The organism is Streptomyces sp. NPDC054765 (assembly GCF_053612065.1).
Map to the genome: position 1 here is coordinate 18,962 of NZ_JBSHBP010000002.1, position 22,285 is coordinate 41,246.

At 70.4% G+C, this 22,285-nt stretch carries 21 protein-coding genes; 9 read left to right on the forward strand and 12 right to left on the reverse strand.

What is annotated here, in order from left to right; genetic code table 11:
- The first annotated feature begins 126 nt into the window (after window positions 1-126).
- Together ACWGJY_RS01655 and ACWGJY_RS01660 are read left to right on the forward strand one after the other, a co-directional pair.
- Entirely contained in the window at window positions 127-972 is an 846-nt protein-coding gene (locus tag ACWGJY_RS01655) for a DUF4232 domain-containing protein (RefSeq protein WP_453258799.1), read from the forward strand.
- Window positions 973-1,380: 408 nt separating this feature from the next.
- Window positions 1,381-2,028 carry a DUF4232 domain-containing protein gene (locus ACWGJY_RS01660; protein WP_453258800.1) on the forward strand — a complete coding sequence of 216 codons (648 nt, stop codon included), beginning with the start codon at window positions 1,381-1,383 and terminating at the stop codon, window positions 2,026-2,028.
- 68 nt (window positions 2,029-2,096) lie between these two features.
- Here the strand turns inward: ACWGJY_RS01660 and ACWGJY_RS01665 are convergent, their stop codons facing one another.
- Window positions 2,097-3,938 (reverse strand): NHL domain-containing thioredoxin family protein, encoded by a 1,842-nt coding sequence (locus tag ACWGJY_RS01665; protein ID WP_453258801.1) that lies wholly within the window; start codon window positions 3,936-3,938, stop codon window positions 2,097-2,099.
- A gap of 64 nt (window positions 3,939-4,002) precedes the next feature.
- Between ACWGJY_RS01665 and ACWGJY_RS01670 the strand changes: the two genes are divergently transcribed.
- Together ACWGJY_RS01670 and ACWGJY_RS01675 are read left to right on the forward strand one after the other, a co-directional pair.
- Window positions 4,003-4,533: an LURP-one-related/scramblase family protein gene (locus ACWGJY_RS01670; RefSeq protein ID WP_453258802.1), complete on the forward strand. Its 531-nt coding sequence runs from the start codon at window positions 4,003-4,005 to the stop codon at window positions 4,531-4,533.
- A gap of 151 nt (window positions 4,534-4,684) precedes the next feature.
- Window positions 4,685-5,509 (forward strand): maleylpyruvate isomerase family mycothiol-dependent enzyme, encoded by an 825-nt coding sequence (locus tag ACWGJY_RS01675; protein ID WP_453258803.1) that lies wholly within the window; start codon window positions 4,685-4,687, stop codon window positions 5,507-5,509.
- 167 nt (window positions 5,510-5,676) lie between these two features.
- Here the strand turns inward: ACWGJY_RS01675 and ACWGJY_RS01680 are convergent, their stop codons facing one another.
- The 3 genes from ACWGJY_RS01680 to ACWGJY_RS01690 form a co-directional block, all read right to left on the reverse strand.
- Entirely contained in the window at window positions 5,677-7,023 is a 1,347-nt protein-coding gene (locus ACWGJY_RS01680; RefSeq protein WP_453258804.1) for an MFS transporter, read from the reverse strand.
- Window positions 7,020-7,703: a GntR family transcriptional regulator gene (locus ACWGJY_RS01685; protein WP_453258805.1), complete on the reverse strand. Its 684-nt coding sequence runs from the start codon at window positions 7,701-7,703 to the stop codon at window positions 7,020-7,022. The genes ACWGJY_RS01680 and ACWGJY_RS01685 overlap by 4 nt, the downstream gene beginning before the upstream one ends.
- Window positions 7,704-7,862: 159 nt before the next feature.
- The gene (locus ACWGJY_RS01690) at window positions 7,863-8,735 is read right to left on the reverse strand and encodes a GNAT family N-acetyltransferase (RefSeq protein WP_453258806.1); all 873 of its coding nucleotides are present in this window, start codon (window positions 8,733-8,735) and stop codon (window positions 7,863-7,865) included.
- A gap of 207 nt (window positions 8,736-8,942) precedes the next feature.
- Here ACWGJY_RS01690 and ACWGJY_RS01695 point away from each other — a divergent pair, with 207 nt between their 5' ends.
- Window positions 8,943-9,119 carry a hypothetical protein gene (locus ACWGJY_RS01695; protein WP_453258807.1) on the forward strand — a complete coding sequence of 59 codons (177 nt, stop codon included), beginning with the start codon at window positions 8,943-8,945 and terminating at the stop codon, window positions 9,117-9,119.
- Between the two features lie 26 nt (window positions 9,120-9,145).
- On the opposite strand, the gene ACWGJY_RS01700 is transcribed toward ACWGJY_RS01695, so the two are convergent.
- From ACWGJY_RS01700 to pdhA, 5 genes are all read right to left on the reverse strand, one after another.
- Window positions 9,146-9,568 carry a VOC family protein gene (locus ACWGJY_RS01700; RefSeq protein WP_453258808.1) on the reverse strand — a complete coding sequence of 141 codons (423 nt, stop codon included), beginning with the start codon at window positions 9,566-9,568 and terminating at the stop codon, window positions 9,146-9,148.
- A 51-nt stretch (window positions 9,569-9,619) separates the two neighbouring features.
- Complete coding sequence (locus tag ACWGJY_RS01705; protein WP_453258809.1) at window positions 9,620-10,477, reverse strand: helix-turn-helix domain-containing protein; 858 nt, start codon at window positions 10,475-10,477, stop codon at window positions 9,620-9,622.
- 72 nt (window positions 10,478-10,549) lie between these two features.
- Window positions 10,550-12,046, reverse strand: coding sequence for a dihydrolipoamide acetyltransferase family protein (locus tag ACWGJY_RS01710; RefSeq protein ID WP_453258810.1), 1,497 nt, complete (start codon window positions 12,044-12,046; stop codon window positions 10,550-10,552).
- A 23-nt stretch (window positions 12,047-12,069) separates the two neighbouring features.
- A complete protein-coding gene (locus tag ACWGJY_RS01715) occupies window positions 12,070-13,053 on the reverse strand; it encodes an alpha-ketoacid dehydrogenase subunit beta (RefSeq protein WP_453258811.1) in 984 nt (327 codons plus the stop codon).
- Window positions 13,054-13,055: 2 nt separating this feature from the next.
- Entirely contained in the window at window positions 13,056-14,273 is a 1,218-nt protein-coding gene (pdhA, locus tag ACWGJY_RS01720; RefSeq protein ID WP_453258812.1) for a pyruvate dehydrogenase (acetyl-transferring) E1 component subunit alpha, read from the reverse strand.
- 328 nt (window positions 14,274-14,601) lie between these two features.
- On the opposite strand from pdhA, the gene ACWGJY_RS01725 reads away from it, so the two are divergent.
- The 3 genes from ACWGJY_RS01725 (at window position 14,602) to ACWGJY_RS01735 (ending at window position 16,901) form a co-directional block, all read left to right on the forward strand.
- A complete protein-coding gene (locus ACWGJY_RS01725; RefSeq protein WP_453258813.1) occupies window positions 14,602-15,261 on the forward strand; it encodes a response regulator in 660 nt (219 codons plus the stop codon).
- A 127-nt stretch (window positions 15,262-15,388) separates the two neighbouring features.
- Window positions 15,389-15,805 carry a pyridoxamine 5'-phosphate oxidase family protein gene (locus tag ACWGJY_RS01730; protein ID WP_453258814.1) on the forward strand — a complete coding sequence of 139 codons (417 nt, stop codon included), beginning with the start codon at window positions 15,389-15,391 and terminating at the stop codon, window positions 15,803-15,805.
- Between the two features lie 52 nt (window positions 15,806-15,857).
- On the forward strand, window positions 15,858-16,901 hold the full coding sequence (locus tag ACWGJY_RS01735) for a phosphotransferase (protein WP_453258815.1): 1,044 nt from the start codon (window positions 15,858-15,860) through the stop codon (window positions 16,899-16,901).
- 25 nt (window positions 16,902-16,926) lie between these two features.
- Here the strand turns inward: ACWGJY_RS01735 and ACWGJY_RS01740 are convergent, their stop codons facing one another.
- Entirely contained in the window at window positions 16,927-18,552 is a 1,626-nt protein-coding gene (locus ACWGJY_RS01740; RefSeq protein WP_453258816.1) for a protein kinase domain-containing protein, read from the reverse strand.
- Window positions 18,553-18,863: 311 nt separating this feature from the next.
- On the opposite strand from ACWGJY_RS01740, the gene ACWGJY_RS01745 reads away from it, so the two are divergent.
- Window positions 18,864-20,537, forward strand: a complete 1,674-nt coding sequence (locus ACWGJY_RS01745) for a protein kinase domain-containing protein (RefSeq protein WP_453258817.1) — start codon at window positions 18,864-18,866, stop codon at window positions 20,535-20,537.
- Between the two features lie 158 nt (window positions 20,538-20,695).
- Here the strand turns inward: ACWGJY_RS01745 and ACWGJY_RS01750 are convergent, their stop codons facing one another.
- Both ACWGJY_RS01750 and ACWGJY_RS01755 read right to left on the reverse strand, forming a co-directional pair.
- Window positions 20,696-21,247: a bacterial proteasome activator family protein gene (locus tag ACWGJY_RS01750; protein ID WP_453258818.1), complete on the reverse strand. Its 552-nt coding sequence runs from the start codon at window positions 21,245-21,247 to the stop codon at window positions 20,696-20,698.
- Between the two features lie 137 nt (window positions 21,248-21,384).
- Window positions 21,385-22,275, reverse strand: a complete 891-nt coding sequence (locus ACWGJY_RS01755) for a hypothetical protein (RefSeq protein ID WP_453258819.1) — start codon at window positions 22,273-22,275, stop codon at window positions 21,385-21,387.
- Window positions 22,276-22,285: the final 10 nt, after the last annotated feature.

A 22,285-nucleotide genomic window follows, 5' to 3' on the forward strand; every position in this document is an offset into this window, starting at 1 on the left:
AGGCGCACGTTAGCGATACGGCAGCGGCGGACGGCAACCTGGTGTCAGACCGAAGGACAGGTCGCACACCAGACCACAGGGCGTACCGCTGACACGGTGCGGACCGCCGACCGGGGGAGACCGGAAATGCTGCGCAGCCACACCCGCTCCGAACCCGCCGTCGAGTCCGGCGCCAGGACGGCCACCGGCGCCCCTCAGGGGTCCCGTACCGCCCGCCGCCGTACGCTGCGGATGGCCGCCGCGGCCGGACTGACCACCGTCGCGGCGCTCGGGCTGACCGCCTGCGGCGGCCAGGACAACCCCCTCCAGACCAGCGCCGCGAAGCCGTTCCACCCGGTGCTCCCGTCCCAGGACTCCGCGGCCCCGGCCGCGAAGGCCGAGAGCGCGGCGCAGGGCGGCACCCGGACCGACGGCGGCCGGACCGAAGACGCCCGGACGGAGCAGGTGTCAGCGGGACGTGGCGGCAGCGGAGCGGATGCGGGGACGAGGACCACCGGCGCGCGCACCGGCAACGCGGGCAAGTCCGGCAGCGCCCCCGTCATCCGGCACACCGCCTGCGACGCCGCGAAGATCCGCATCGTCGCCCAGCCGCTGACGCGGCCGGTCAACCATCTGCTGCTGAAGGCCACCAACACCTCGGGCGCCACCTGCGACCTCTACCTGGCCCCGTATCTGCGCTTCGACGAGGCGCAGGCCCCGCTCCCCGAGCTGCCGGCCAGCAGGCCGCAGGCCGTGGTCACCCTCGCCCCCGGCGAGTCCGGCTACGCCGGCGTGCTGACCTCGTCCGCCGACGGCTCCGGCCGGCACGGCCACACCGTCACCGCGCTGTCGGTCTGCCTCCCCGGCCGTGACGGCAAGGGCAGCATCGGCGGCTCGGCGGCGGTGGCGATCCCCGGCGGGTCGGCGTACATCGACGACAGCGCGTGGGTGACCTACTGGCAGTCGGACCCGAGCGAGGCAGCGGCCTGGTGAGCCGCGTCCGGTGATCCGGAATGCCGTCGGCTGACGGCTGGTGAACGGCCTCCTGGCAGACCGTCCCGCACCCGGTTCCGGCTGACGCAAGCGCGAACGAGGATCCTCCTGGACCAGGGCGCCCGCATCCCCCAGCGGGCGCCCTTTCGCATGCCCGGCGTCCCGTCAGGTCTCACACAGCGGCCCGTCCTGTCCCGCACTCCGCGCCTCTGCGCAGGTCAGCAGCCGGTCCGCACCCCTCACCACGGGCCGGCCGCGCCTCCCTGCGCCCCCTCTGACCTGCTAGGGCACCACTTCGACAGCGGGCACGACGCACCCGCCCCGGCACATCGACCGGCAATGGATATCGTGGCCGTGCCATGACAGACACACCTCGCTGACTGCAGCAACCCACTGGGGGACCCACCCATGACCGCACGCCGCTCCCGCAGCCGCTCCGCCGCGTACGCCGCGCTGGCCCTCGGACTGGCCGGTTCGCTCGCGCTGACCGGCTGCAACAGCCACTCCTCGAAGAAGTCGAAGAAGTCCTCGTCTTCGTCTTCGTCTTCCAAGAAGCGCAGGATCATCGGCGGGGGTGCGGCCGCGGCGGGCGCGGGCGTGGCGTCGCAGCGGGTCCCCGACTGCTACCCCAGCACGTACAAGGTCACGTTCTCCCAGCAGACCGGCCCGAAGAGCCATGTGGCGGTGAAGTTCAAGAACACCACCAGCCGTGACTGCAAGCTCTACAACGCACCGTTGCTGCGCTTCAACAACGCCAAGGCCCCGCTGCCCCTGCTGCAGGGCACGCCCGGCCACCTCGACGGCACCCGCATCACCGTGCCCGCCCACGGCTACGCCTACGCGGTCATCCCGACCGACACCGCAGCCGCCAAGGGCACCGAGCAGAAGTCGGTGACCATCGACTTCATGGGCGTCTCGGCGAGTTCTGTCACGCACGGTCCGGTCACCGTCAACTTCGCGGAGAAGCGGCTCCACATCTCCGTCGGCAAGAGCAAGATCACCAACTGGAGCTCGAGCATTCACGGGGCTCAGCTGGCGGGCGGCGTCGGGAACTGACCCGCCGCGGCGACCCGCCCCCAGGCCGCCCCGTCCCGGGCCCGGCCGGCGGGCCCGGGATCGCGCTCCTACTCGGCGTCCAGCCCGGCCAGGACGAGCCCCAGCCGGGTCACTCCGCCCTCGGTGATCTCGACCGGAACACCCCAGTCCTGCTGGTGCACATGGCAGGCGGGGTACTCGACGTCCGGGGCGTCGTCGCAGGACGCGGCCATCGCCGAGACATGCAGCACGCCCTCGGTCACGCCGTCCGCGAGCACCAGGTCCCGGGCGAGATCGGTGCCCGCGCCCGCCCCGTCGGCGAGCAGCTCCGGCGGCGTCGCGCTGACCAGCAGCCGCGTGGAGGGGCCGTAGCGGGTGTCGAGCTTCTGACCGGCGGGGGCCTGGAAGACGACATCCAGCCGCAGCGTGCCCGGGGCGACCGCGGTGGCCGCGCGCCGGGTGCGGTGCGCCACCGACTCGACGCGGATGGCCTCCTCGGGCAGCCGCAGCCGGGTCAGCCGGTGCCGCGCCGACTCCACCACCACGATGTCGTCGTCGACGAGCACCGCGGCCGACGGCTCGCGCAGATCCGTCGCCAGCGTCGTCACCTCGCCGCTCGCGGGGTCGAAGCGGCGCAGTGCGTGGTTGTAGGTGTCCGCGATCGCGACCGAGCCGTCGGGCAGGGCGGTCACGCCCAGTGGATGCTGCAACAGCGCCTGGCCGGCGGCGCCGTCACGGTGCCCGAAGTCGAAGAGGCCGGTGCCGACGGCCGTACGGATGACGTAGCCGTTGCGGGTGGCGCCCTCCCCGGCGCCCTCCCCGGCGCCCTCCCCGGCCGGCTCCACCCAGCGGACCGCGCTGGTCTCCGAGTCCGCGATCCACAGCCGGTCGCCGGCCGCCGCGAGCCCGGACGGCTGGGCGAACCACGCCTCGGCGGCCGGGCCGTCCACCAGGCCCTCGTTGGTCGTGCCGGCCGCCATCTCGACCGTGCCGGCGGCCGGGTCATAGGTCCACAGCTGGTGCACCCCGGCCATCGCGATCCACAGCCGGTCCTGCCACCAGGCGACGTCCCAGGGCGAGGAGAGATCCACCGCATGCGCGGGTCCGGAGGTCGGCGAGCCCTGCCACCACTGCTTGCCGGTGCCGGCCGCCGTCTCCAGCGCGCCGGTTTCCGGGTCGAAGACGCGGATGGCGTGGTTGACGGTGTCCGCGACGGCCACCCGGCCATCGGGCAGCAGTGCCAGGCCCTGCGGCTCGTTGAAGGAGTCCGGGGTCAGCCCGCGCTCGCCGGAGCCGATCCGGCGCAGCACCTGCTCGCCGTCCGCCGCCAGCTCCACCAGCTGATGCCGGGTGGTGTCCGAGACGAGGAAACTGCCCGCGGGCAACCGCACCGCCTTGCCGGGGAACCGCAGATCGGTGGCGACCGGCTCCGGCGGCACGTACGGGCCGTCGCCGCGCCGCAGCGTGCCCATCGCACCGTGCTCGGCCGCCAGCTCCTCGACGAGCTTCTCGATGGCGTGCGCATGGCCCTCACCGGCGTGCTGGGCGACGACATACCCCTCGGGGTCGATCACCACGAGCGTCGGCCAGGCCCGTACGGCGTACTGCTTCCACGTGGCCAGCTCGGGGTCGTCGAGGACCGGGTGCTCGACGCCGTAGCGCTCCACGGCGTCCACGACGGCCTGGTGCTCGGCCTCGTGCACAAATTTCGGGGAGTGCACACCGACGATCACGACCGTGTCGCGGTGCCGTTCCTCCAGCTCCCGCAGCTCGTCCAGGACATGCAGACAATTCACACAGCAAAACGTCCAGAAATCCAGGACGACAATGCGTCCTCGCAGGTCAGAAAGGGTGAGTTCCTTGTTGCCGGTATTCAGCCAGCCGCCCTTGCCGATCAGCTCGGGGGCGCGGACGCGTGCACGTGAAGCCATGTGCACATTCAACGTCACTCCGGTGCGCACGCATTCCACCGGTCCCCGGGGGAACACGTCAGCCATGCAGCATTCTCCCGGGGGGCCGCCCCCGCACTCGGGCAAGTACATGGTGCGTGACCGCATTTTCGGCATCGGCGACGACTACTGGATCGACGACGAGCACGGGCGGCACGCCTACCTGGTGGACGGGAAGGCACTGCGGCTGCGGGAGACCTTCGAGCTGAAGGACACCGAGCGTCGGGTGCTCATCACCCTCCGCAAGAAGATGCTCAGCCTGCGCGACACGATGACCATCGAGCGGGACGACCGGCCGCTGGCCACGATCAAGCGCAAGCGGCTCTCGCTGCTGCGCAACCACTACCGCGTCGCGCTGGTGGACGGCACCGAGCTGGATGTCAGCGGGAAGATCCTGGACCGGGAGTTCGCGATCGAGTACGAGGGCGAACTGCTCGCAGAGATCTCGCGGCGGTGGCTGACCGTGCGTGACACCTATGCGGTCAACGTCGTACGGGACGACGCGGATCCGCCGCTGCTGATCGCCATCGCGGTGTGTGTGATCCGGCTGGCCGAGCGGGAGCACGGGGACGACTGAGGAGCGGGCTTCCCCGCCGTTCGGCGCAGCCCTCTGCGGCCCGGAAACATCGGCCTACGATGGTGGCCCGAAAGCACTGCCGGGGTGCCCGTGCGCAGCGTAACTTAACTGCACAGACAGCAGCCCGCGTACGAACCGTCCGAGGGGTCCCGTGACCGTCCATCCCAGCCTTCAGTCCTCCATCGATGCCTGGACTCACTCCATAGAAGCGATAACCGAGCTGGTGACTCCGCTCGTCGAAGGCGAGTGGAACAGGGCGACGGACCTCCCAGGATGGTCCGTTCGCGATGTGGTCTCCCATGTCATCGGCCTGGAATGCGAAATGCTGGGCGACCCGCGGCCGATTCATACGCTGCCGCGCGATCTCTACCACGTACGGAGCGAATCGGCGCGACGTATGGAGGTACAGGTCGACGTCCGCCGGCACCACACCGCGCCGGAGATGCTCAGCGAGCTCGAATACACCGTCATCCGCCGCTCCCGGCAGCTGCGCAACGAGTCCCGCCAACCGGACGCCGTGGTGCGCAGCCCGCTTGGTGAGGACCGCTCGCTGGAGTACGTGCTGCGGCAGCGGGCGTTCGATGTCTGGGCGCATGAGCAGGACCTGCGCCGGGTGTTCGGCAAGCCCGGCAATCTCGACTCCCCCGGCGCATATGTGACGCGCGATCTGCTGGTGAAGGCGCTGCCCGGCGTGGTCGCCAAGAGGGCCCAGGCGCCCGCCGGTTCGGCGGTGGTATTCGACGTCAGCGGCCCGCTGGAATTCCTGCGCACGGTCCGCCTCGACGCCCAGGGCAATGCCACGATCGACGGCAGTGTCTCGCTCGGCCCCACCGTGACGCTCGCCCTGGACTGGGACACCTTCCACCGGCTGGCCTGCGGCCGGGTCCGCCCGGCGGCCGTGGCCGAGCAGATCAAGGTCGACGGTGATCATGAGCTGGCCCAGGCGATCCTGGACAACTTCGCCATCACGCCGTAGCGGCGGCGGGGCCTGGCGGTGTCCCGGCGGGCCGCCTCACCCGATGCTCTGACCGTCGGCCGGCCGGCACACGAGGAGTCGGCCCCGGAGCGAGCCGTTTCACGTGAAACAGCCCTGTCCGTTCCACGTGAAACGGACCCGGCCGCCGACCGCTCGCCCTCCGGTTCTCACGCCGGCACGTGGACCGCCTCGACACGGCTGACGACCAGCCGTTCGCGCTCGCGCCGTGCCGCGCGACGACGCAGCCGCAGGATCTGGGAAACCCCGGCCGCTTCCAGAACGAACATCGAGGTGAAGGCGATCCGGTAGTTGTCGCCGGTCGCGTCCAGCAGGAGACCGACGGCGAGCAGGGTCGTCATCGAGGCCGTGAAGCCGCCCATGTTGACGATGCCGGAGGCGGTGCCCTGACGCTCCGGCGGGTTGGCAGGCCGGGCGAAGTCGAAGCCGATCATCGAGGCGGGGCCGCAGGCACCCAGCACCGCACACAGCGCGATCAGCAGCCCCATCGGTGCATGAGCGGCCGGCCAGCACAGCACGACCGCCCACATCAGCGCCGTGGCGCCGACAGTGCCCAGTGCCAGCGGCGTACGGGCCGCGTGATGACGGGCAATGATCTGGCCGTAGACCAGGCCCACCGCCATGTTGGACAGCACCACAAGGGTCAGCAGTTCACCGGCGGTGCCACGGGACAGGCCCTGCGCCTGGACGAGGAACGGCAGGCCCCAGAGCAGCAGGAACACCATCGCGGGGAACTGGGTGGTGAAGTGCACCCACATGCCCAGCCGGGTGCCGGGCTCACGCCAGGCGTCCACGATCTGCCGGCGCACGAATCCGGCACCGGTGTGCTCGGCGGCAGCGGGCGGCGGCTCAAAGCCCTGGGGGTGGTCCTTGAGGAAGACCAGCAGCACGATCAGCACGACAATGCCGCCGGCGGCACTGGCGGCGAACGTCGGGGTCCAGCCGAAGGTGTGCAGGAAACGGGCGAGGACGAGCGTGGAGATCAGATTGCCCGCCATGCCCACCAGCGCGGCGATCTGCGCGATCATCGGGCCGCGGCGGGCCGGAAACCACCGGGAGCCCAGCCGGAGCACGCTGATGAAGGTCATCGCGTCCCCGCAGCCGAGCAGTGCCCGCGAGCCGAGCGCCATGGCGTACGACGACGAGAGCGCAAAGCCGAACTGGCCGACGGTGTAGAGCACCACGCCGAGGGTCAGCACCTTCTTGGCGCCGAGCCGGTCGACCATCAGACCGACGGGGATCTGCATCCCCGCGTACACCAGCAGCTGAAGGATCGAGAACGTCGACAGCGCCGAGGCGTTGATGTGGAAGCGCTCGGCGGCGTCCAGACCGGCCACACCGAGGCTGGTGCGGTAGGTGATCGCGACGAAGTAGACCGCAACGCCGATGCCCCAGACGGCGATCGCCTTACGGCCGCCGGGTGGATCGGCGGGCAGCAGCCGGGCGGAGCCGCCGCCTATGCCGGAGCTGCCGGCGCTGTCGGTACCACCGCTCATCGCACATCCCCCTGCGCGAGGTTACGGACCCAGCTGACGTGCCGGTGCACGGCGTCGGTCGCGGCGTCCGCATCCCCTGCCCGCAGGGCTTCGAGGATCTCCGCATGCTCGGTGATGTTCTTGGCGATCCGGTCCGGGCGGGCATGCATCACCGCGACGCCCATCCTCAACTGGCGGTCGCGCAGCTGCTCGTAGAGCCGGTCCAGGATCTGATTGCCGGCGCTGCGCACGATGGCGGCATGGAAGGCGCGGTCGGTGACGGAGACGGCGGCCAGATCACCCGATGCGGCCTGTTCCCGCATCGTCTCCAGCAACTCGGTCAGCTCGCCGATCAGCGCCCCGCTCACGGGCACCGCCTTGGCCGCGGCATGCTTCTCCACCAGCAGCCGGGTCTCGACGACATCGGCGATCTCCTGCGCGGAGACCGGCAGCACCAGCGCGCCCTTCTTCGGGTAAAGCTTGATCAGCCCCTCGACCTCCAGCCGCAGCAGCGCCTCACGGACCGGCGTCCGGGACACTCCCACGGCATCGGCCAGTTCACCTTCGGTGAGCAGCATCCCGCCCTCGTAGCGGCGGTCCAGGACGGCGTCCTTGATATGCGCATAGACCCGCTCGGCGGCGGGCGGCTGCTTGGCGGCGGGCTCTCTGGCAGGAGCGGTGGACGTGCTGGCGGAGGGCATGCACACAGGATAGATACAACAGGTATGCGTCCGGCAGCCTGGTCCACGATACGGACAACGGAGAGGGTATTTGTCCTGGTAGAAGGCGCTATCGGGGCCGCCGTCACGGCTGGCCGGCAGCCGGGCCGGCGGCGAGCCGTGCGCCGCCCGGCCGCACCGTCAGCCCGGCATCCGCCCCTGGGCGACCAGCCGGTTCACGACCTGCGCATGCGCCGGGGCACAGCGCTCCCGCGCCTCCCGGCGGTCGAACCAGGCGAACTCTGCGATCTCCCGGCCGGGGGCCGGTGCGATGTCCTGCGGCCCCCCGGTGAAGCAGGTCATATGGAGTCGGCGGCCGTTCTTGCCGTGGGCGACGTCATGGATGACAAACGCCTCCGACAGCTCCGCGGCGGGCACCACCAGGCCGAGTTCCTCGCCCAGTTCACGCGCCAGCGCCTCCCGCGCGGTCTCCCCCGGCTCGTACTTGCCGCCCGGGAGATAGAACGTGTCATTCCCCCGCGTCCGCACGCTCAGCAGCCGCCCGTCGCGCAGATGCAGCCAGCTCACCGACTTCAGCGGCGCGGCACGCTCCAGGGCGATCAGCGGATGGCCGGTCTCCCCGTCCGTCCGCCGCCCCCGCTCCGTGAAGCCCAGGTGCGCGAAGAACCGGCGCGCCCGGCCGTTGTCCCCGAAGACCTCCAGGGCCAGCGCCCCGTGCCGCGCCGCCGCATGCTCCAGCAACTCCCGCCCGGCGCCGCACCCTTGGGCCTCCGGTGCCACGAACAGGCCCCCGACCTCGGCCCCGGGACCGCCCCCGTTGCCCTCCCCGGGACCGCCGGGCAGCAGTCCCAGCAGCCCGATGACGATGCCCTCACGCTCGGCGACCCAGTTCTCCGCCTGGACGAGATACATCTCACGGAGGATCCGGGACCGTTCCCCCTCGCCCTCCCCGTCGATGAACGGGTGCGCCTGCCGCACGGCCCGGGACCACAGATCGGTGACAACGTCCTGGTCGGACGCCCGGTAACGCCGAATGATCATTTCGCTGCTCATTTCGCCGACCGTAAACAGCACCGCCGACTCCCGCAAACCCTTTCCGCGCCGGGCCCGGACTCTGCCGAAAGGGGGACCGCAGAGCGGCTTCGGGTCCGCCTCAGGTCGGACAGGAGTCCCTACCTGCCGCGTACGGATCGGCGCGGATTTCATGGGTGAATAGAGGAAGGGAGCCGGGGAGGCTCCCATATCCAAGGGGAGTTGACCATGCAGCCCAGGACGAACGCCGGCCGCCGTACGCGGAACACCGTCGTGCTGGCATTGATCGTCGCCGGCCTGTGGGCAGGTGTCGCACTGACCCGCGGCGCCGCGCACGCCGATGAATCCGGCCCGGTCGGGCCGGTGGCTCACTTCAGCCGCGCGGTGCAGCTCATCCGCGGCTGACCGGCACGGGTGCGCCGCGGCGTCCGCTACACCTTCCGCGGCTCACCCCGATACGTACCGAACGACCAGCGGTTGCCCTCGGGATCGCGGGCGCCGAAGCTCCGTGAACCGTAGTCGGTGTCGGTCAGCTCATCGGTGATCTCCGCACCGGCCGCTCTGGCCCGGCCACACAGCTCGTCGGGGCGGTCGGTGACGACATAGGCCCCGAAGGACCCCGGGTTCAGCCCGCAGCTGTCCTCGTCCGCGTCCTTGACGGAGCCGAGCATGATGCCGCCGCCTTCCGGCCAGGAGAGCTCGGCGTGCTCGACGCGCTCGCCTTCCCCGTGGACCACGGTCTCCTCGAAGCCGAACGCATCGACCAGGAAACGGATCAGCGCACGGGCGTCGTGGGCCCGCAGCGTCGGCCATACCTGCGGTGCGGGTGTGGTGTCGGACAGGTTCTCGGGCATGTTCACCGGACCTCCTGGGTCGGGTAGGCGCCCCCTGGCGGGCCGCTGACCTCAGCTTTCCTCGATGACCTCCCCGGGGGCTTGGACGTTTCGGAACTCCTCGGCGAGCCATTGGCTGGGCGGACAGCCGGCCAGCGAACGAAACTCCCGGGCGAGATGGGCCTGGTCGAAGTAGCCGCAGCGCACGGCCAGATCGGCCAGCAGCACCGGTGTGCCCGAACCGGCCGCGGCGCCGAGCAGCCGGCGTGCCCGGTCGAACCGGATGACCCGCGCGGCGGTCTTGGGCGTCAGACCGGTTTCCTGCCGGAAGCGGGCGGTCAGATGGCGGGGGCTCCAGCCGACGTCCGCGGCGAGCGCCGCCACCGGTGCGGCACCCCCTGACCGGGCCAGCAGCCGCCAGGCGCGGACGGCCTCGGGTGCCGGCCCCAGGCCGGAGCCGCGCGGTGCCCCGGACAGGCAGCTCAGCAGATAGGTGTCCAGCAGCGCGAACCGCTCCGGCCAGCTGCGAGCCGTCCGCAGCCGCTCACCGATGTCCGCGCCCGGCCGTCCGAGCACGGCGTCCGCGGGAAGGTCGAGATCCGCCAGTTCCCCGGCAGGCAGTCCCAGCAAGGCACGGGCGCCCAGCGGGTGCAGGCCGACCTGGATGCCGGACTGGCGGCCCTGGTGGGTGATCAATGCGAGGCGGGTGTGCAGGCCGCCGATGAGGGTGCCGTAGGTGCCGGGGGCCTGCCCGGGGTCCGGGTGGCCGGCCAGCGTGAGCGGCTCGTCGAGGGTGAAGATCAGGGTCAGCCGCGGCGAGGGGAGCCCACGGTGCCGCATCGGTGGGACCCCGGCCTGCCGGTATCCGGCGTACGAGCTGACGTACGGCCGGAGCGGGGGCGCGGGCGGCGCGAGCGGATGCTCGTCCACGGGGCCGGGGCGGTCCCGAGGCGGTGTTTCACGTGAAACACCGCTCCGCGCCGCCCGGCCCCGCATCCTGGCTCATCCCCAGGTGATCAGACGCTTGGGCCGTTCCAGCACGGCCGCGACATCCGCGAGCAGCTTGGAACCCAGCTCGCCGTCAATGAGCCGGTGGTCGAAGGACAACGCGAGGGTGGTGACCTGGCGCGCCTTCACCTTGCCCTTGTGGACCCACGGCTGAAGCTTGACCGCGCCGAAGGCAAGGATCGCCGACTCCCCCGGGTTGAGGATCGGCGTACCGGTGTCGACGCCGAAGACGCCTACATTGGTGACGGTGACCGTGCCGCTGCTCATCGCCGCCGGGGAGGTCTTGCCCTCGCGGGCGGTGGCCACCAGATCGCCCAGATCCGCGGCGAGTTGGGGGAGTGTCCTGACTCCGGCGTCCTTGATGTTCGGGACGATCAGCCCGCGCGGGGTGGCCGCCGCGATCCCGAGGTTGACGTAGTCCTTGTAGACGATCTCCTGACGCGCCTCGTCCCACGAGGCATTGACCTCCGGGTGGCGCTTGATGGCGACCAGGAAGGCCTTGGCGACGAGCAGCAGCGGGTTCACGCGCAGCCCCGCCATGTCCGGGTCCTGCTTGAGTTCCTGGACGAGCTTCATCGTGCGGGTCACATCGACGGTGACGAACTCCGTGACATGCGGCGCGGTGAAGGCACTGCTGACCATCGCCTGGGCGGTGGCCTTGCGTACGCCCTTGACCGGCACCCGCCGCTCGCGGGCGGCGGCGTCGACGATGCCGGGCTCGGCCGGGGCGGCGGTGACCGGCCCGGGGACCTCGGCCGGGGCGGCCGGGGACGGGGCCGCTGCCGGGGCGGCGGCCGCATGGACATCCTCGCGGGTGATGATGCCGTCGGGCCCGGTCGGGGCGATCGCTGCCAGGTCGATGCCGAGGTCCTTGGCGAGCTTGCGCACCGGCGGCTTGGCCAGCGGCCGGCCGGCGGACCCGGCACCCGCGCCGTTCGCGACCGGAGTCACGGGAGCGGCCGCGGCGGCGGGGAGCACCGGGGCAGGCGTCGGTACGGACGCGGCCCGCCCGTTCAGCTCCGCCTGGAGAGCGGCTCTCGCGGGCTCCGGCTGGGCCGGCACCCCGGCCCGGGGCTTGCGTGCCCGGCGCTTGGTCGAGGACGGCGCGGCGCCGTAGCCGACCAGCACCGCCTGCCGGCCCTGCGGCTCGGCATCCTCCTCGTCGGACGCGGCGGCCTCCTGCGGCGCCTGCTGCGCCGCCGGTGCCGCGGCGGGCCCGGCTCCGGGATCGGTGTCCACGGAGATGATGACGGTGCCGACATCGACGGTGACGCCCTCGCCGAAGTTCAGCTCATGCACCACTCCGTCGTAGGGAATGGGCAGTTCCACGGCGGCCTTGGCGGTCTCGACCTCACAGACGACCTGGCCGTCGGTGACGGTGTCGCCCACCTGGACGTACCACTTGAGGATCTCGGCCTCGGTGAGCCCCTCGCCCACGTCGGGCATCTTGAACTCGCGGAAGCGCTGGGCACGGGCGGTACTTGCAGTCATGGTTACGAACTCTCCTCAAACCCTCAGTACGCCAACGCACGGTCGACGGCGTCGAGCACCCGGTCCAGCCCCGGAAGGTACTCGTCCTCCAGACGGGAGGGCGGATACGGGGAGTGGAAACCGCCGACCCGCAGAACCGGGGCCTCCAGCTGGTAGAAGCACCGCTCGGTGATCCGGGCGGCGATCTCCGCCCCCGCGCCGAAGAAGACCGGGGCCTCGTGGACGACGACCAGCCGGCCGGTCTTCTGCACCGACGACTGCACGGTGTCGAAGTCGATCGGGGAGAGCGAGCGCAGGTCGACGACCTCGATCGACTTGCCCTCCTCGGCCGCGACATTGGCGACGTCCTGGCAGACCTTCACCATCGGGCCATAGGCGGCCAGCGTGAGGTCGGAGCCGGTACGGGCGATCCGGGCCTTGTGCAGCGGGTCGGGGATCGACTCGGTGTCCAGCCGCGACTTGTCGTGGTAGCGGCGCTTGGGCTCGAAGTAGATGACGGGGTCGTCACCCGCGATGGCCTGCTGGAGCATCCAGTAGGCGTCGGAGGAGTTCGAGGGAGAAACGATCTTGAGGCCCGCGACATGCGCGAACAGCGCCTCGGGGGACTCGGAGTGGTGCTCGACCGCACCGATGCCGCCCGCGTACGGGATGCGGATGACGACCGGCACCTTGACCTTGCCCAGCGCACGGGCGTGCATCTTCGCGAGCTGGGTGACGATCTGGTCGTAGGCGGGGAAGACGAAGCCGTCGAACTGGATCTCGACGACCGGGCGGTAGCCGCGCAGCGCCATACCGATCGCGGTGCCGACGATGCCGGACTCGGCGAGCGGGGTGTCGATCACCCGCTCCTCACCGAAGTCCTTCTGCAGGCCGTCCGTCACACGGAAGACGCCGCCGAGCTTGCCGACGTCCTCACCCATGACGAGGACCTTGGGGTCGGCCTCCATGGAGGCACGCAGCGACTCGTTGATCGCCTTGGCAATGGTGATCTTCTCGAAGACTGCCATGGTCAGTTCCCCTCCGCGACGGCATCGGCGTCGGCGAACGACGCCTGGTACGCGGCGAACTGCGCGCGCTCCTCATCGACGAGCGCATGCCCGTCGGCATAGACGTTCTCGAAGATCGCCATGGTGTCCGGGTCGGGCATGGCACGCACGGCATCGCGGACCCGCTTGCCCAGGGCCTCGCTCTCCTGGTCGATCGAGGCGAGATACGCCTCGTCGACCAGGCCCTCGGACTCCAGATATGTCCGCAGCCGCAGGATCGGGTCCTTGGCCTCCCAGGCCGCCCGCTCCTCGTCCGCCCGGTACTTCGTCGGGTCGTCGGAGGTGGTGTGCGCGCCCATGCGGTAGGTGAACGCCTCGACGAGCATCGGTCCCTGGCCGGTGCGCGCCCGCTCCAGCGCCGCCTTGGTCACCGCCAGACAGGCCAGTACGTCATTGCCGTCGACCCGTACACCGGGGAATCCGTAACCGCGGGCGCGCTGGTAGAGCGGCACCCGGGTCTGCTTCTCGGTGGGTTCGGAAATCGCCCATTGGTTGTTCTGGCAGAAGAACACGACCGGGGCGTTGTAGACCGCGGAGAAGGTGAAGGATTCCGCGACATCGCCCTGGCTGGAGGCGCCGTCACCGAAATAGGCGATGACCGCGGAATCCGCGCCGTCCTTCTGCACCCCCATCGCATAGCCGGTCGCATGCAGCGTCTGCGAACCGATGACGATGGTGTAGAGGTGGAAGTTGTTGGTGTTGGGGTCCCAGCCGCCGTGATTGACCCCGCGGAACATGCCCAGCAGGTTCGTCGGGTCGACGCCCCGGCACCATGCCACACCGTGCTCGCGGTAGGTCGGGAAGACATAGTCGTCGTCGCGCAGCGCGCGGCCGGAGCCGATCTGGGCGGCCTCCTGGCCCAGCAGCGAGGCCCACAGACCTAGCTCGCCCTGGCGCTGGAGGGTGGTCGCCTCGGCATCGAACTTCCGCGTCAGCACCATGTCGCGGTAGAGCCCGCGCAGCTCGTCGGCGGAAAGATCAATGGAGTAATCCGGGTGCTCGACCCGCTTCCCCTCGGGGGTCAGCAGCTGTACGAGCTGGTCCTGCTCCGCCTGCTCGGGCCGACCGGAGTTCCGGGTCTTGGCCGGGGACGCCTTCTTCGCCGACGTCGCCTTTTTGGCGGTGGTGCGCTTGCTGCTGCCGCGGGCGTTTTTCCGCTGCGCAGTGCCTTCCACGGTCACGTGCTGCTCCTCCGTCTGTCCGGCCCCCGGGGTCCGCCGGTGGCCGTATTGCGGCTCACCCGGTATCCGATACGGCGCACGGGGTGTGTGCGAACGCGGCCGGATCCGGGTGGAACAAAGCTCCCGGACAGTGGCCTGCTTCATTGCACGTTACCCATTGTCAAAGCCGAAGTGGAAACGGCGCTGACCTGCGATTTTGCTTGGATTTCCAAGTAAATCGCAATGGCTTGGAACAACTCCTGGTCACAGCGTTGCAGGCCGCCGGGACAACGGCACGTTATATCGGTGACCTGGAGCACGGGAAGGGTTGATGTGTGAGACTGGTGTGGTGCGCGAAGACGGAAAAATCACGGTATTCCTGCTCGATGACCACGAAGTTGTCCGGCGTGGCGTTCACGAAATGCTGTCGGTCGAGAACGACATCGAGGTGGTCGGCGAGGCGGGTACCGCCGCAGATGCCCTGGTCAGGATCCCGGCGGCGCGCCCCGACGTCGCGGTGCTCGACGTCCGGCTGCCCGATGGCAGCGGTGTCGAGGTCTGCCGCGAGATCCGTTCACAGGACGAGGACATCAAATGCCTGATGCTCACGTCGTTCGCGGATGACGAGGCCCTTTTCGATGCGATCATGGCCGGTGCGGCCGGATATGTCCTCAAGGCCATCCGGGGCAACGAACTGCTCTCCGCGGTACGCGATGTGGCGGCCGGGAAGTCTCTGCTCGATCCCGTGGCCACCGCCCGGGTGCTGGAGCGGCTGCGCGACGGCAACACCCCGAAGGGCGACGACCGGCTGGCGAGCCTCACCGAGCAGGAGCGCAGGATCCTCGATCTGATCGGTGAGGGACTGACCAATCGCGCCATCGGCGAGCGGCTCCATCTCGCCGAGAAAACGATCAAGAATTATGTCTCCAGCCTGCTGTCCAAGCTCGGCATGGAGCGCCGCTCCCAGGCCGCCGCGTATGTCGCGCGGAGGCAGGCGGAGCGGCACTGAAACCAAGGCCGGCCGGCAGGGGCCGGCAGCGTCCCGCCCGGCTCGTAGTGATTAGGGACTATCGCCCCGGTTCCTCGGGGCTGCCGGTCCCTACTTGCCGACCGGACCCGCCCGGCAAGGTGGTGACATGCCCACCGACAACTACCGTGCCATCGAGCTGCTGAGCCGCACGCCGTACGGGCGCGTCTCGGCAAGCCGGCGGGCGCTGCCCTTCACCACCGTCACCCGGCATCTCGTCCTGGACGGGCGGCTGATCCTGCGGCTGCACCGCGGCTACGGCTACCACCAGGCGCTGGACGGCAGCGTGGTCGCCTACGAGGCGGACAACGTCAACAGCGGTGCGCACGACACATGGTCGGTGCAGTTCACCGGCACCGCCCGGGTCGTCGAGCCGACCCCCGCCGAGCGGGAGCTCTTCGGCCGCACCCCCCTGCTGGCCGACGGTGCCCCCTTCGACCCGGTCTTCTTGCGCATCGAGCCGGAGTTCGTGACCCTGCACCACCTCACCGATGTGCCGGTCTTCCGCTATGCGCACTCTGCGTAATTCTTTCCGGTACACCCACTCCGACGGGCGCAGTTGATCTAACATCTGGCGCGTGCTGCGCTCATCTGTAGTCCGGACGGCGGCGACGCCCGACAAAGACACCCTCGGATCGCTCCTCCGCCACTACACCGGCGCCGGCGCGCCGCTGTCCTGCGAACCCGTCGCCGAGGGCCTGCTCAACCACGGCTACTTCCTCGCCACCACCCGCGGCCGCTACTTCCTCAAACACCACCTCGACGGCGACCACGCGGCCCTCACCCGCCAGCACCGCGCCACCCGCCGGCTCGCCGCGCTCGGCCTGCCGGCCGCCCCGCCCGTCGCCGACGCGGACGGCCGGACCGTCACCGTCCTCGACGGCCGCTGCTACGCCCTGCACCCGTGGGTCGAAGGCCACCATCTGGACGGCGCCGCGCTGAGCCGCGGCCAGTCCTGGCAGCTCGGCGCCCTGCTCGGGCTGGTTCACACGGCCCTGGAGCAGGTCATGGCCGATGAGCCGCCTCCGCCCCGGCTCCCCTGCGCGGACGCCGGCGCCGACCCCGAGCGGACCTTCGAGATGATCGACGAGCTGCTGGCGCTGGCCCGCGGCGCCCGGCCGCGCACCAGCTTCGACGAACTGGCCGAACACCGCCTCCTGGAGCGCCGGGCCCTGCTGGCGCAGCAGGCGCACCATCGCCCGGCCCCCGGCGCGGAACCCCCGGCGGGTTGGGTACACGGCGACTTCCACCCGCTGAATGTGCTCTACCGCGACGCGGAACCGACGGCGATCGTCGACTGGGACCGGCTGGGCGTCCAGCCTCGCGCCGAGGAGGCGGTACGCGCCGCAGCGATCTTCTTCGTCCGCCCCTGCGGCACGCTGGACCTGGCGAAGGTGGCGGCGTACGCGGATGCCTACCGCAGCACCTGCGGAGCCGGCGCCGATGAGCTCGCAGCGGCCGTCCACCGGGTGTGGTGGGAGCGGCTGAACGACTTCTGGATGCTCACCTGGCGCTACCAGCTGGGCGACCGCCGCACCGATCCGCAGTTCCCGGCGGCGGCCGCACTGGCCGTGTGGTGGACCCGCGAGTACCGCGCCGTACGGAACGCGTTCACCCGCTGACCCGCTGAACCGGGCGGAGCGCCGGTCAGCCGGTGGTACCGAGCGTGGTCCCGGTGTTCGTGCCGCTGCCGGTGGTGGCCCCGCCGTCCGCACCGGTGGTCGTCCCGCCGTTGGCGGCGCCACCGTTCGCGGCGCCACCGTTCGCGGCACCCCCGTCAGCGGTGCCGGTCGAAGGGCCCCCGTCGGACGTCCCGGCGCTGGAGTCGGTGGGCGGCTGGGACGACGGCGGCTCGGACGACGGCAGCGGCGAGCTGGGCGGCTGGGACGTCTTCGGCGTGCTGGGCTGCGCGCTCGGCTGGTCGCTGTACGTGTTGTCGCCACCGCCCGTGCTACCGGGATCGGTCTGCGGGACGGTCGGTTCCTCCGACGGCGGCTCGCTCGGCTTGTCGTCCTTCGTCGGCTTCGGCGACTGCGACACGGGGGTGTCGTGCTTCTTGCCCTGGCCGCCGGTGTTCTGCAGCGCGAAGGCCACACCCACGGCGATGGCGATCACCGCGAGCGCCGCGATCAGCCAGGCCTTGCCGCGGCCGCCCTTGGCCGGCCGGGGGCCGCCGTCGAAACCGCCGTCGTCGTCCCGCCTCCCGGGCGTCAGAATCGGCTGCGCCGTGGTGTGACCGGCGTCGTGGTACGGCAGCGCGGTGGTGGCCGCGGTGCCCATGGACGGGCCGAGACCGCCCTCGTGCAGGGCGACCGGGCCGGTGTTCCAGGTGCCGGTGTGGCCACCCTGCTCGTGCAGCATCTGCAGCGAGTACTGAACCAGGCCGCGCATCTCCTCGGCGGACTGGAACCGGTCGTCGGGGTCCTTGGCCAGCGACCGCATGACCAGGCCGTCCAGCTCCGGCGGCACGTTCGCGACCTCGGACGGCGTCACCGGCATGTCCTGGACGTGCTGGTAGACGACCGACAGCGGGGTCTCGCCGGTGAACGGCGGCCGCAGCGTGAGGAGTTCGTAGAGCAGACAGCCGGTGGCGTAGAGGTCGGAGCGGGTGTCGACGGTCTTGCCGAGCGCCTGCTCCGGGGAGAGGTACTGGGGGGTGCCCATGACCATGCCGGTCTGGGTCATGGTGGACGCGGCGCCGTGCAGGGCGCGGGCGATACCGAAGTCCATGACCTTGACGGCGCCGCTGTTCGTGATGATCACGTTCGCGGGCTTGATGTCACGGTGCACGATGCCGTGCTGATGGCTGTAGGCGAGCGCCTCCAGCACACCGGAGACGATGATCAGCGCCTGGTCCGGCGGCGGGGCATCGGCGTTGAGCAGCAGATCGCGGATGGTGTGGCCCTCGACCAGCTCCATCACGATGTACGGCACGGTGTTGCCGCCGACCAGGTCCTCGCCGGAGTCGTAGACCGCGACCACCGCGTGGTGGTTCAGCCCGGCCACGGACTGTGCCTCCCGCGTGAAGCGGGCCTTGGAGACCGGGTCCTCGGCGAGGTCGGCACGCAGCAGCTTCACGGCGACGGTCCGGCCAAGACGTACGTCCTCGGCCGCGAACACCTCCGCCATTCCACCGCGGCCGAGCCGTCGCGTGAGCCGGTAGCGGCCATCGCCGACCAGCCCGCCGTTGCCCCACATCTCCGGTGCATCGGGGATATTGGAGCCGGTGGCGTCAGGATCGGACGGGCCCTGGGGGCTCTGCGTCGGTGCCATCGGTCCTCGCCGTCGAATCAATCCGCATGAGAGCGGTAAGGTCATCGGTCTTCGCTAGAGCACGCTACAGGCTCCGCGGCACCCGCCGGTCCGTCGTGGACCGGCCATCAAACCTGCCGGAAGCCAAACGTCGCAAGTTCACCAGGGGTAATCGGGCGCGTAAAAGTCGCATGGCCGTGACGGGATCTTGCACATCTGGTCACGGAACGGGCACACAGCTTGACGTGTCCGAGGCCTGGGGCAGACTTGGCTGCGGAATTCCAGATGTTGATAGCTCTACGTGGGTAGTGCGCCTAGGGGGAAGCGGAACGATGAGCCAGGACGGCGCTCAGGGCCAACACGAGGGCCGTTCGGTCGGCGGAGGACGTTACCAGCTTCGTGATCTTCTGGGCGCCGGCGGGATGGCCTCCGTGCACCTCGCCTATGACAGCGTGCTGGATCGCGAGGTCGCAATCAAGACCCTGCACACCGAGCTCGGCCGCGAGCAGGCCTTCCGTGAGCGCTTCCGCCGCGAGGCCCAGTCCGTGGCGAAACTCACCCACACCAACATCGTCTCGGTCTACGACTCCGGTGAGGACGAGCTCGACGGCGGCATGGTGCCGTACATCGTCATGGAGTACGTCGCGGGTCAGCCGCTGCGCTCCGATCTGGACAACGACATCGCGCAACTTGGCGCGATGCCGACGGAAAAAGCCCTGAAGATCACGGCCGATGTGCTCGCCGCGCTCGAGGTCAGCCATGAGATGGGCCTGGTCCACCGGGACATCAAGCCCGGGAACGTCATGCTGAACAAGCGTGGCGTCGTCAAGGTCATGGACTTCGGCATCGCCCGCGCCATGCAGTCCGGCGTGACGTCCATGACGCAGACCGGCATGGTCGTCGGCACTCCGCAGTATCTGTCGCCCGAGCAGGCCCTGGGCCGCGGTGTGGACGCCCGCTCCGACCTCTACTCCGTCGGCATCATGCTCTTCGAGCTGCTGACCGGCCATTTGCCGTTCGATGCGGACTCCCCGCTCGCCATCGCCTACGCCCATGTCCAGGAAGAGCCCCCGGTCCCGTCGAGCATCAACAGCTCGCTGCCGCCGGCCGTGGACGCGCTGGTGACCCGTGCACTGAAGAAGAATCCCAACGAACGGTTCCCCACCTCCGAGGCGATGCGGGACGAGTGCCTGCGAATCGTCGGGTCCGGGCAGTCCGGTGCGACGCCGCTGATCATCGGCGAGGGCCCGCGGGCGCGCACCAGCGGCGCGTCGGTCTCCTCCGCGGTGTTCCCCACCGCCTCCGGCAGCCTGCAGACCCCTGCCCCGCCGAGTGTGCAGCAGCCGTATCAGCCGACGCAGGCGGCCGGGTTCGGTCCTTCGACGCCCCCGCCGCCGAACAACCCCTACCCGACGCCCCTGCCGGGTCCGGTGCCGGGCCCCGTCCCGGGACCGGTGCCGTTCAACGCGGGTGGCTACCAGCCCCCGCCGGCGTACAACCCGCCGCCGGTGACGGCCCCGATGCCGACGGGCGGCAGGCCCGGCGGACGGAAGAACAACTCCGCGGTGATCGTCGTCTCGGCGATAGTCGGCGTGATCGTGGTCACCGCGATCGCGATCGGCATCGGTCTGAGCGCCGGCTCCAGCGACGACAACGGTGGTGATGTCAGTCCGACATCGGCGTTCTCCGACACCTCGTCGCCCACCGAGAGCATCCGGCCCGAGGACAAGACGGCGACGATCCTGGCGTCCGAGTGCACCAACCCGAGCAAGAGCTACAGCGAGAAGGGCAAGATCCTCGTCCCTTCGTTCCGCTTCAAGAATCTGGACTCGGTGAAGAAGTGCATCGAGGCCGCGGGCTGGAAGTACAAGATCGTCGGGAAGGAGGACAGCGCGATCTGGGGCAAGAACACGGTCACGAATCAGACCCCGGCGGCCATCACCTGGTGGCTCCCGAGCCAGAACGACCCCATCGAGCTGACCATCTCGACCGGTCGTAGCGGCTGACGGCAGACGGCCCACGGGTCTCCCGTGGACAGCGCAGGGGCCGGCACGCGCCATGCGTGCCGGCCCCTGCTGCCGTTATCCGCTTCTTCTGCCGTTATCCGCTTCCGTCTGTTCCGCGCGCGATGCGCCTGCTCGACCGTGAAGATCCCGGGACAGCGTTAGAGGTACGGACCCGAGCGGGCGCCGCCCTGGCCGGGCTTGCCCTCCTCGGCGTCCATCGGAACGGCGCCGGGCGGCAGCGCGCGGCGCATCGACTCCAGCTGGGCACGGGCGGCCATCTGCTGGGCGAACAATGCGGTCTGAATGCCGTGGAAGAGGCCCTCCAGCCAGCCCACCAGCTGCGCCTGGGCGATCCGCAGCTCCGCCTCCGTCGGCACCGACTCATCGGTGAACGGCAGCGACAGCCGCTCCAGCTCCTCGACCAGCTCGGGCGCCAGCCCGTCCTCCAGCTCCTTGACCGAGCTGGCGTGGATCTCCTTGAGCCGGACCCGGCTCGCCTCGTCCAGAGGAGCGGACTTCACCTCCTCCAGCAACTGCTTGATCATGCTGCCGATGCGCATGACCTTCGCAGGCTGTTCGACCATGTCTGTCACGGGGGTCTCACGGGACTCGTGGCCTTCGTCCCCGCCACCGCCGAGCGCCATGCCGTCCGGGCCGACAACCAGGACGTGCGGATTCTCCTGCGACCGTTCATTCATCGGCATATCCATGCCGCCATTCTCTCGTACGAGGGGTCTTGGAAGGTGGTGCCCCTGAGAGAAGGTGGTCCACCCTTCTGGGCAGACTCGGCTGCCGTGGTTTCACGTGAAACAACGGATTCCCACCGTTTCACGTGAAACCACCGAAATCAGCTCCGGCGCATCCGAAGGGCGAAGAAGGCCAGGCCCAGTCCCGTCAGCGCGAGGCCGGCGCCCATCGGAAGGACCCGCTCGACCGGTGCGCCCGGGGCTTCCATGGCGTACGGACTCGCCGTTGCGGCCGGTTCGCCATCCGCGTTCTCCGTGACGGAGCGCGCCTCCTTCTCCGGGGCGGCAGGGGTCGGGAGCGGGGGCAACGCCTCGTAGGAGCGCTGGGTGAACCGGTCCGCGACATTGAAGCGGTGCGAGGGGGACGGCCGTGCCGGGTTCCCCTCTGTCCGGGGTGCGGACGCCGCGGGCTTGTGGCGCTTCGGCGACGGGGCGCGCCGGCCAGGCCGGGGGTGCGCACGGTCGGCGTCGGGCGAGCCGGCCGAGGCGGACGACCCCTCGTTCCCCGGGCCCGGGAAGTACGCGCCGTCGTCGGCTCCGGGGAAGGGGAACGGCGGAGCATCCGGTCCGAGGTAGGCAGGGCCGAACGGGTGATGCGGGCGGTGGTGCCATCGTCCGTACCCACGAAACCCACCGAAGTGGTGGTGCGGAGGCCGATGCGGGAATCCCGGAAAGGCGTCCGGCATACCGGGGAAACGGGGCGGCAGGTCCGGGAAGCGTGCCGGGGCCCCCGGATGGCCGGGGTGACCAGGGTGGCCCCGGTCCACCCCGACTCCTTGCCCGTCGCCGGGGCGAGGGTCGGCCACAGAGTCGTCGGCCGCGTAGCCGCCGAGCCCGTAGTCGTCGGCGGCCCCGGCTTCCTCCTGCGCATAGTCGTCGGGTTCGTCGCCCGGACGGACGAGTTGCGGGGGGCGGTCGACCGGTGTGGCCCGCCGGCCCGCAGCCGCCGCTGAGGTGGCTCCTATCGGAACGGGCAGGACGACGGCGGCCACCAACAAGCCG

Bases quoted from the DNA above. Each gene is read 5' to 3' on its own strand.
- ACWGJY_RS01715 (WP_453258811.1), bottom strand. From the start codon at position 13,053: ATGGCAGTCTTCGAGAAGATCACCATTGCCAAGGCGATCAACGAGTCG.
- ACWGJY_RS01685 (WP_453258805.1), bottom strand. From the start codon at position 7,703: ATGCCCTCCGCCAGCACGTCCACCGCTCCTGCCAGAGAGCCCGCCGCC.
- ACWGJY_RS01745 (WP_453258817.1), top strand. From the start codon at position 18,864: ATGAGCCAGGACGGCGCTCAGGGCCAACACGAGGGCCGTTCGGTCGGC.
- ACWGJY_RS01660 (WP_453258800.1), top strand. From the start codon at position 1,381: ATGACCGCACGCCGCTCCCGCAGCCGCTCCGCCGCGTACGCCGCGCTG.
- ACWGJY_RS01680 (WP_453258804.1), bottom strand. From the start codon at position 7,023: ATGAGCGGTGGTACCGACAGCGCCGGCAGCTCCGGCATAGGCGGCGGC.
- ACWGJY_RS01750 (WP_453258818.1), bottom strand. From the start codon at position 21,247: ATGGATATGCCGATGAATGAACGGTCGCAGGAGAATCCGCACGTCCTG.
- ACWGJY_RS01740 (WP_453258816.1), bottom strand. From the start codon at position 18,552: ATGGCACCGACGCAGAGCCCCCAGGGCCCGTCCGATCCTGACGCCACC.
- ACWGJY_RS01655 (WP_453258799.1), top strand. From the start codon at position 127: ATGCTGCGCAGCCACACCCGCTCCGAACCCGCCGTCGAGTCCGGCGCC.
- ACWGJY_RS01730 (WP_453258814.1), top strand. From the start codon at position 15,389: ATGCCCACCGACAACTACCGTGCCATCGAGCTGCTGAGCCGCACGCCG.
- ACWGJY_RS01700 (WP_453258808.1), bottom strand. From the start codon at position 9,568: ATGCCCGAGAACCTGTCCGACACCACACCCGCACCGCAGGTATGGCCG.
- ACWGJY_RS01695 (WP_453258807.1), top strand. From the start codon at position 8,943: ATGCAGCCCAGGACGAACGCCGGCCGCCGTACGCGGAACACCGTCGTG.
- ACWGJY_RS01710 (WP_453258810.1), bottom strand. From the start codon at position 12,046: ATGACTGCAAGTACCGCCCGTGCCCAGCGCTTCCGCGAGTTCAAGATG.
- ACWGJY_RS01665 (WP_453258801.1), bottom strand. From the start codon at position 3,938: ATGGCTTCACGTGCACGCGTCCGCGCCCCCGAGCTGATCGGCAAGGGC.
- ACWGJY_RS01670 (WP_453258802.1), top strand. From the start codon at position 4,003: ATGCAGCATTCTCCCGGGGGGCCGCCCCCGCACTCGGGCAAGTACATG.
- ACWGJY_RS01690 (WP_453258806.1), bottom strand. From the start codon at position 8,735: ATGAGCAGCGAAATGATCATTCGGCGTTACCGGGCGTCCGACCAGGAC.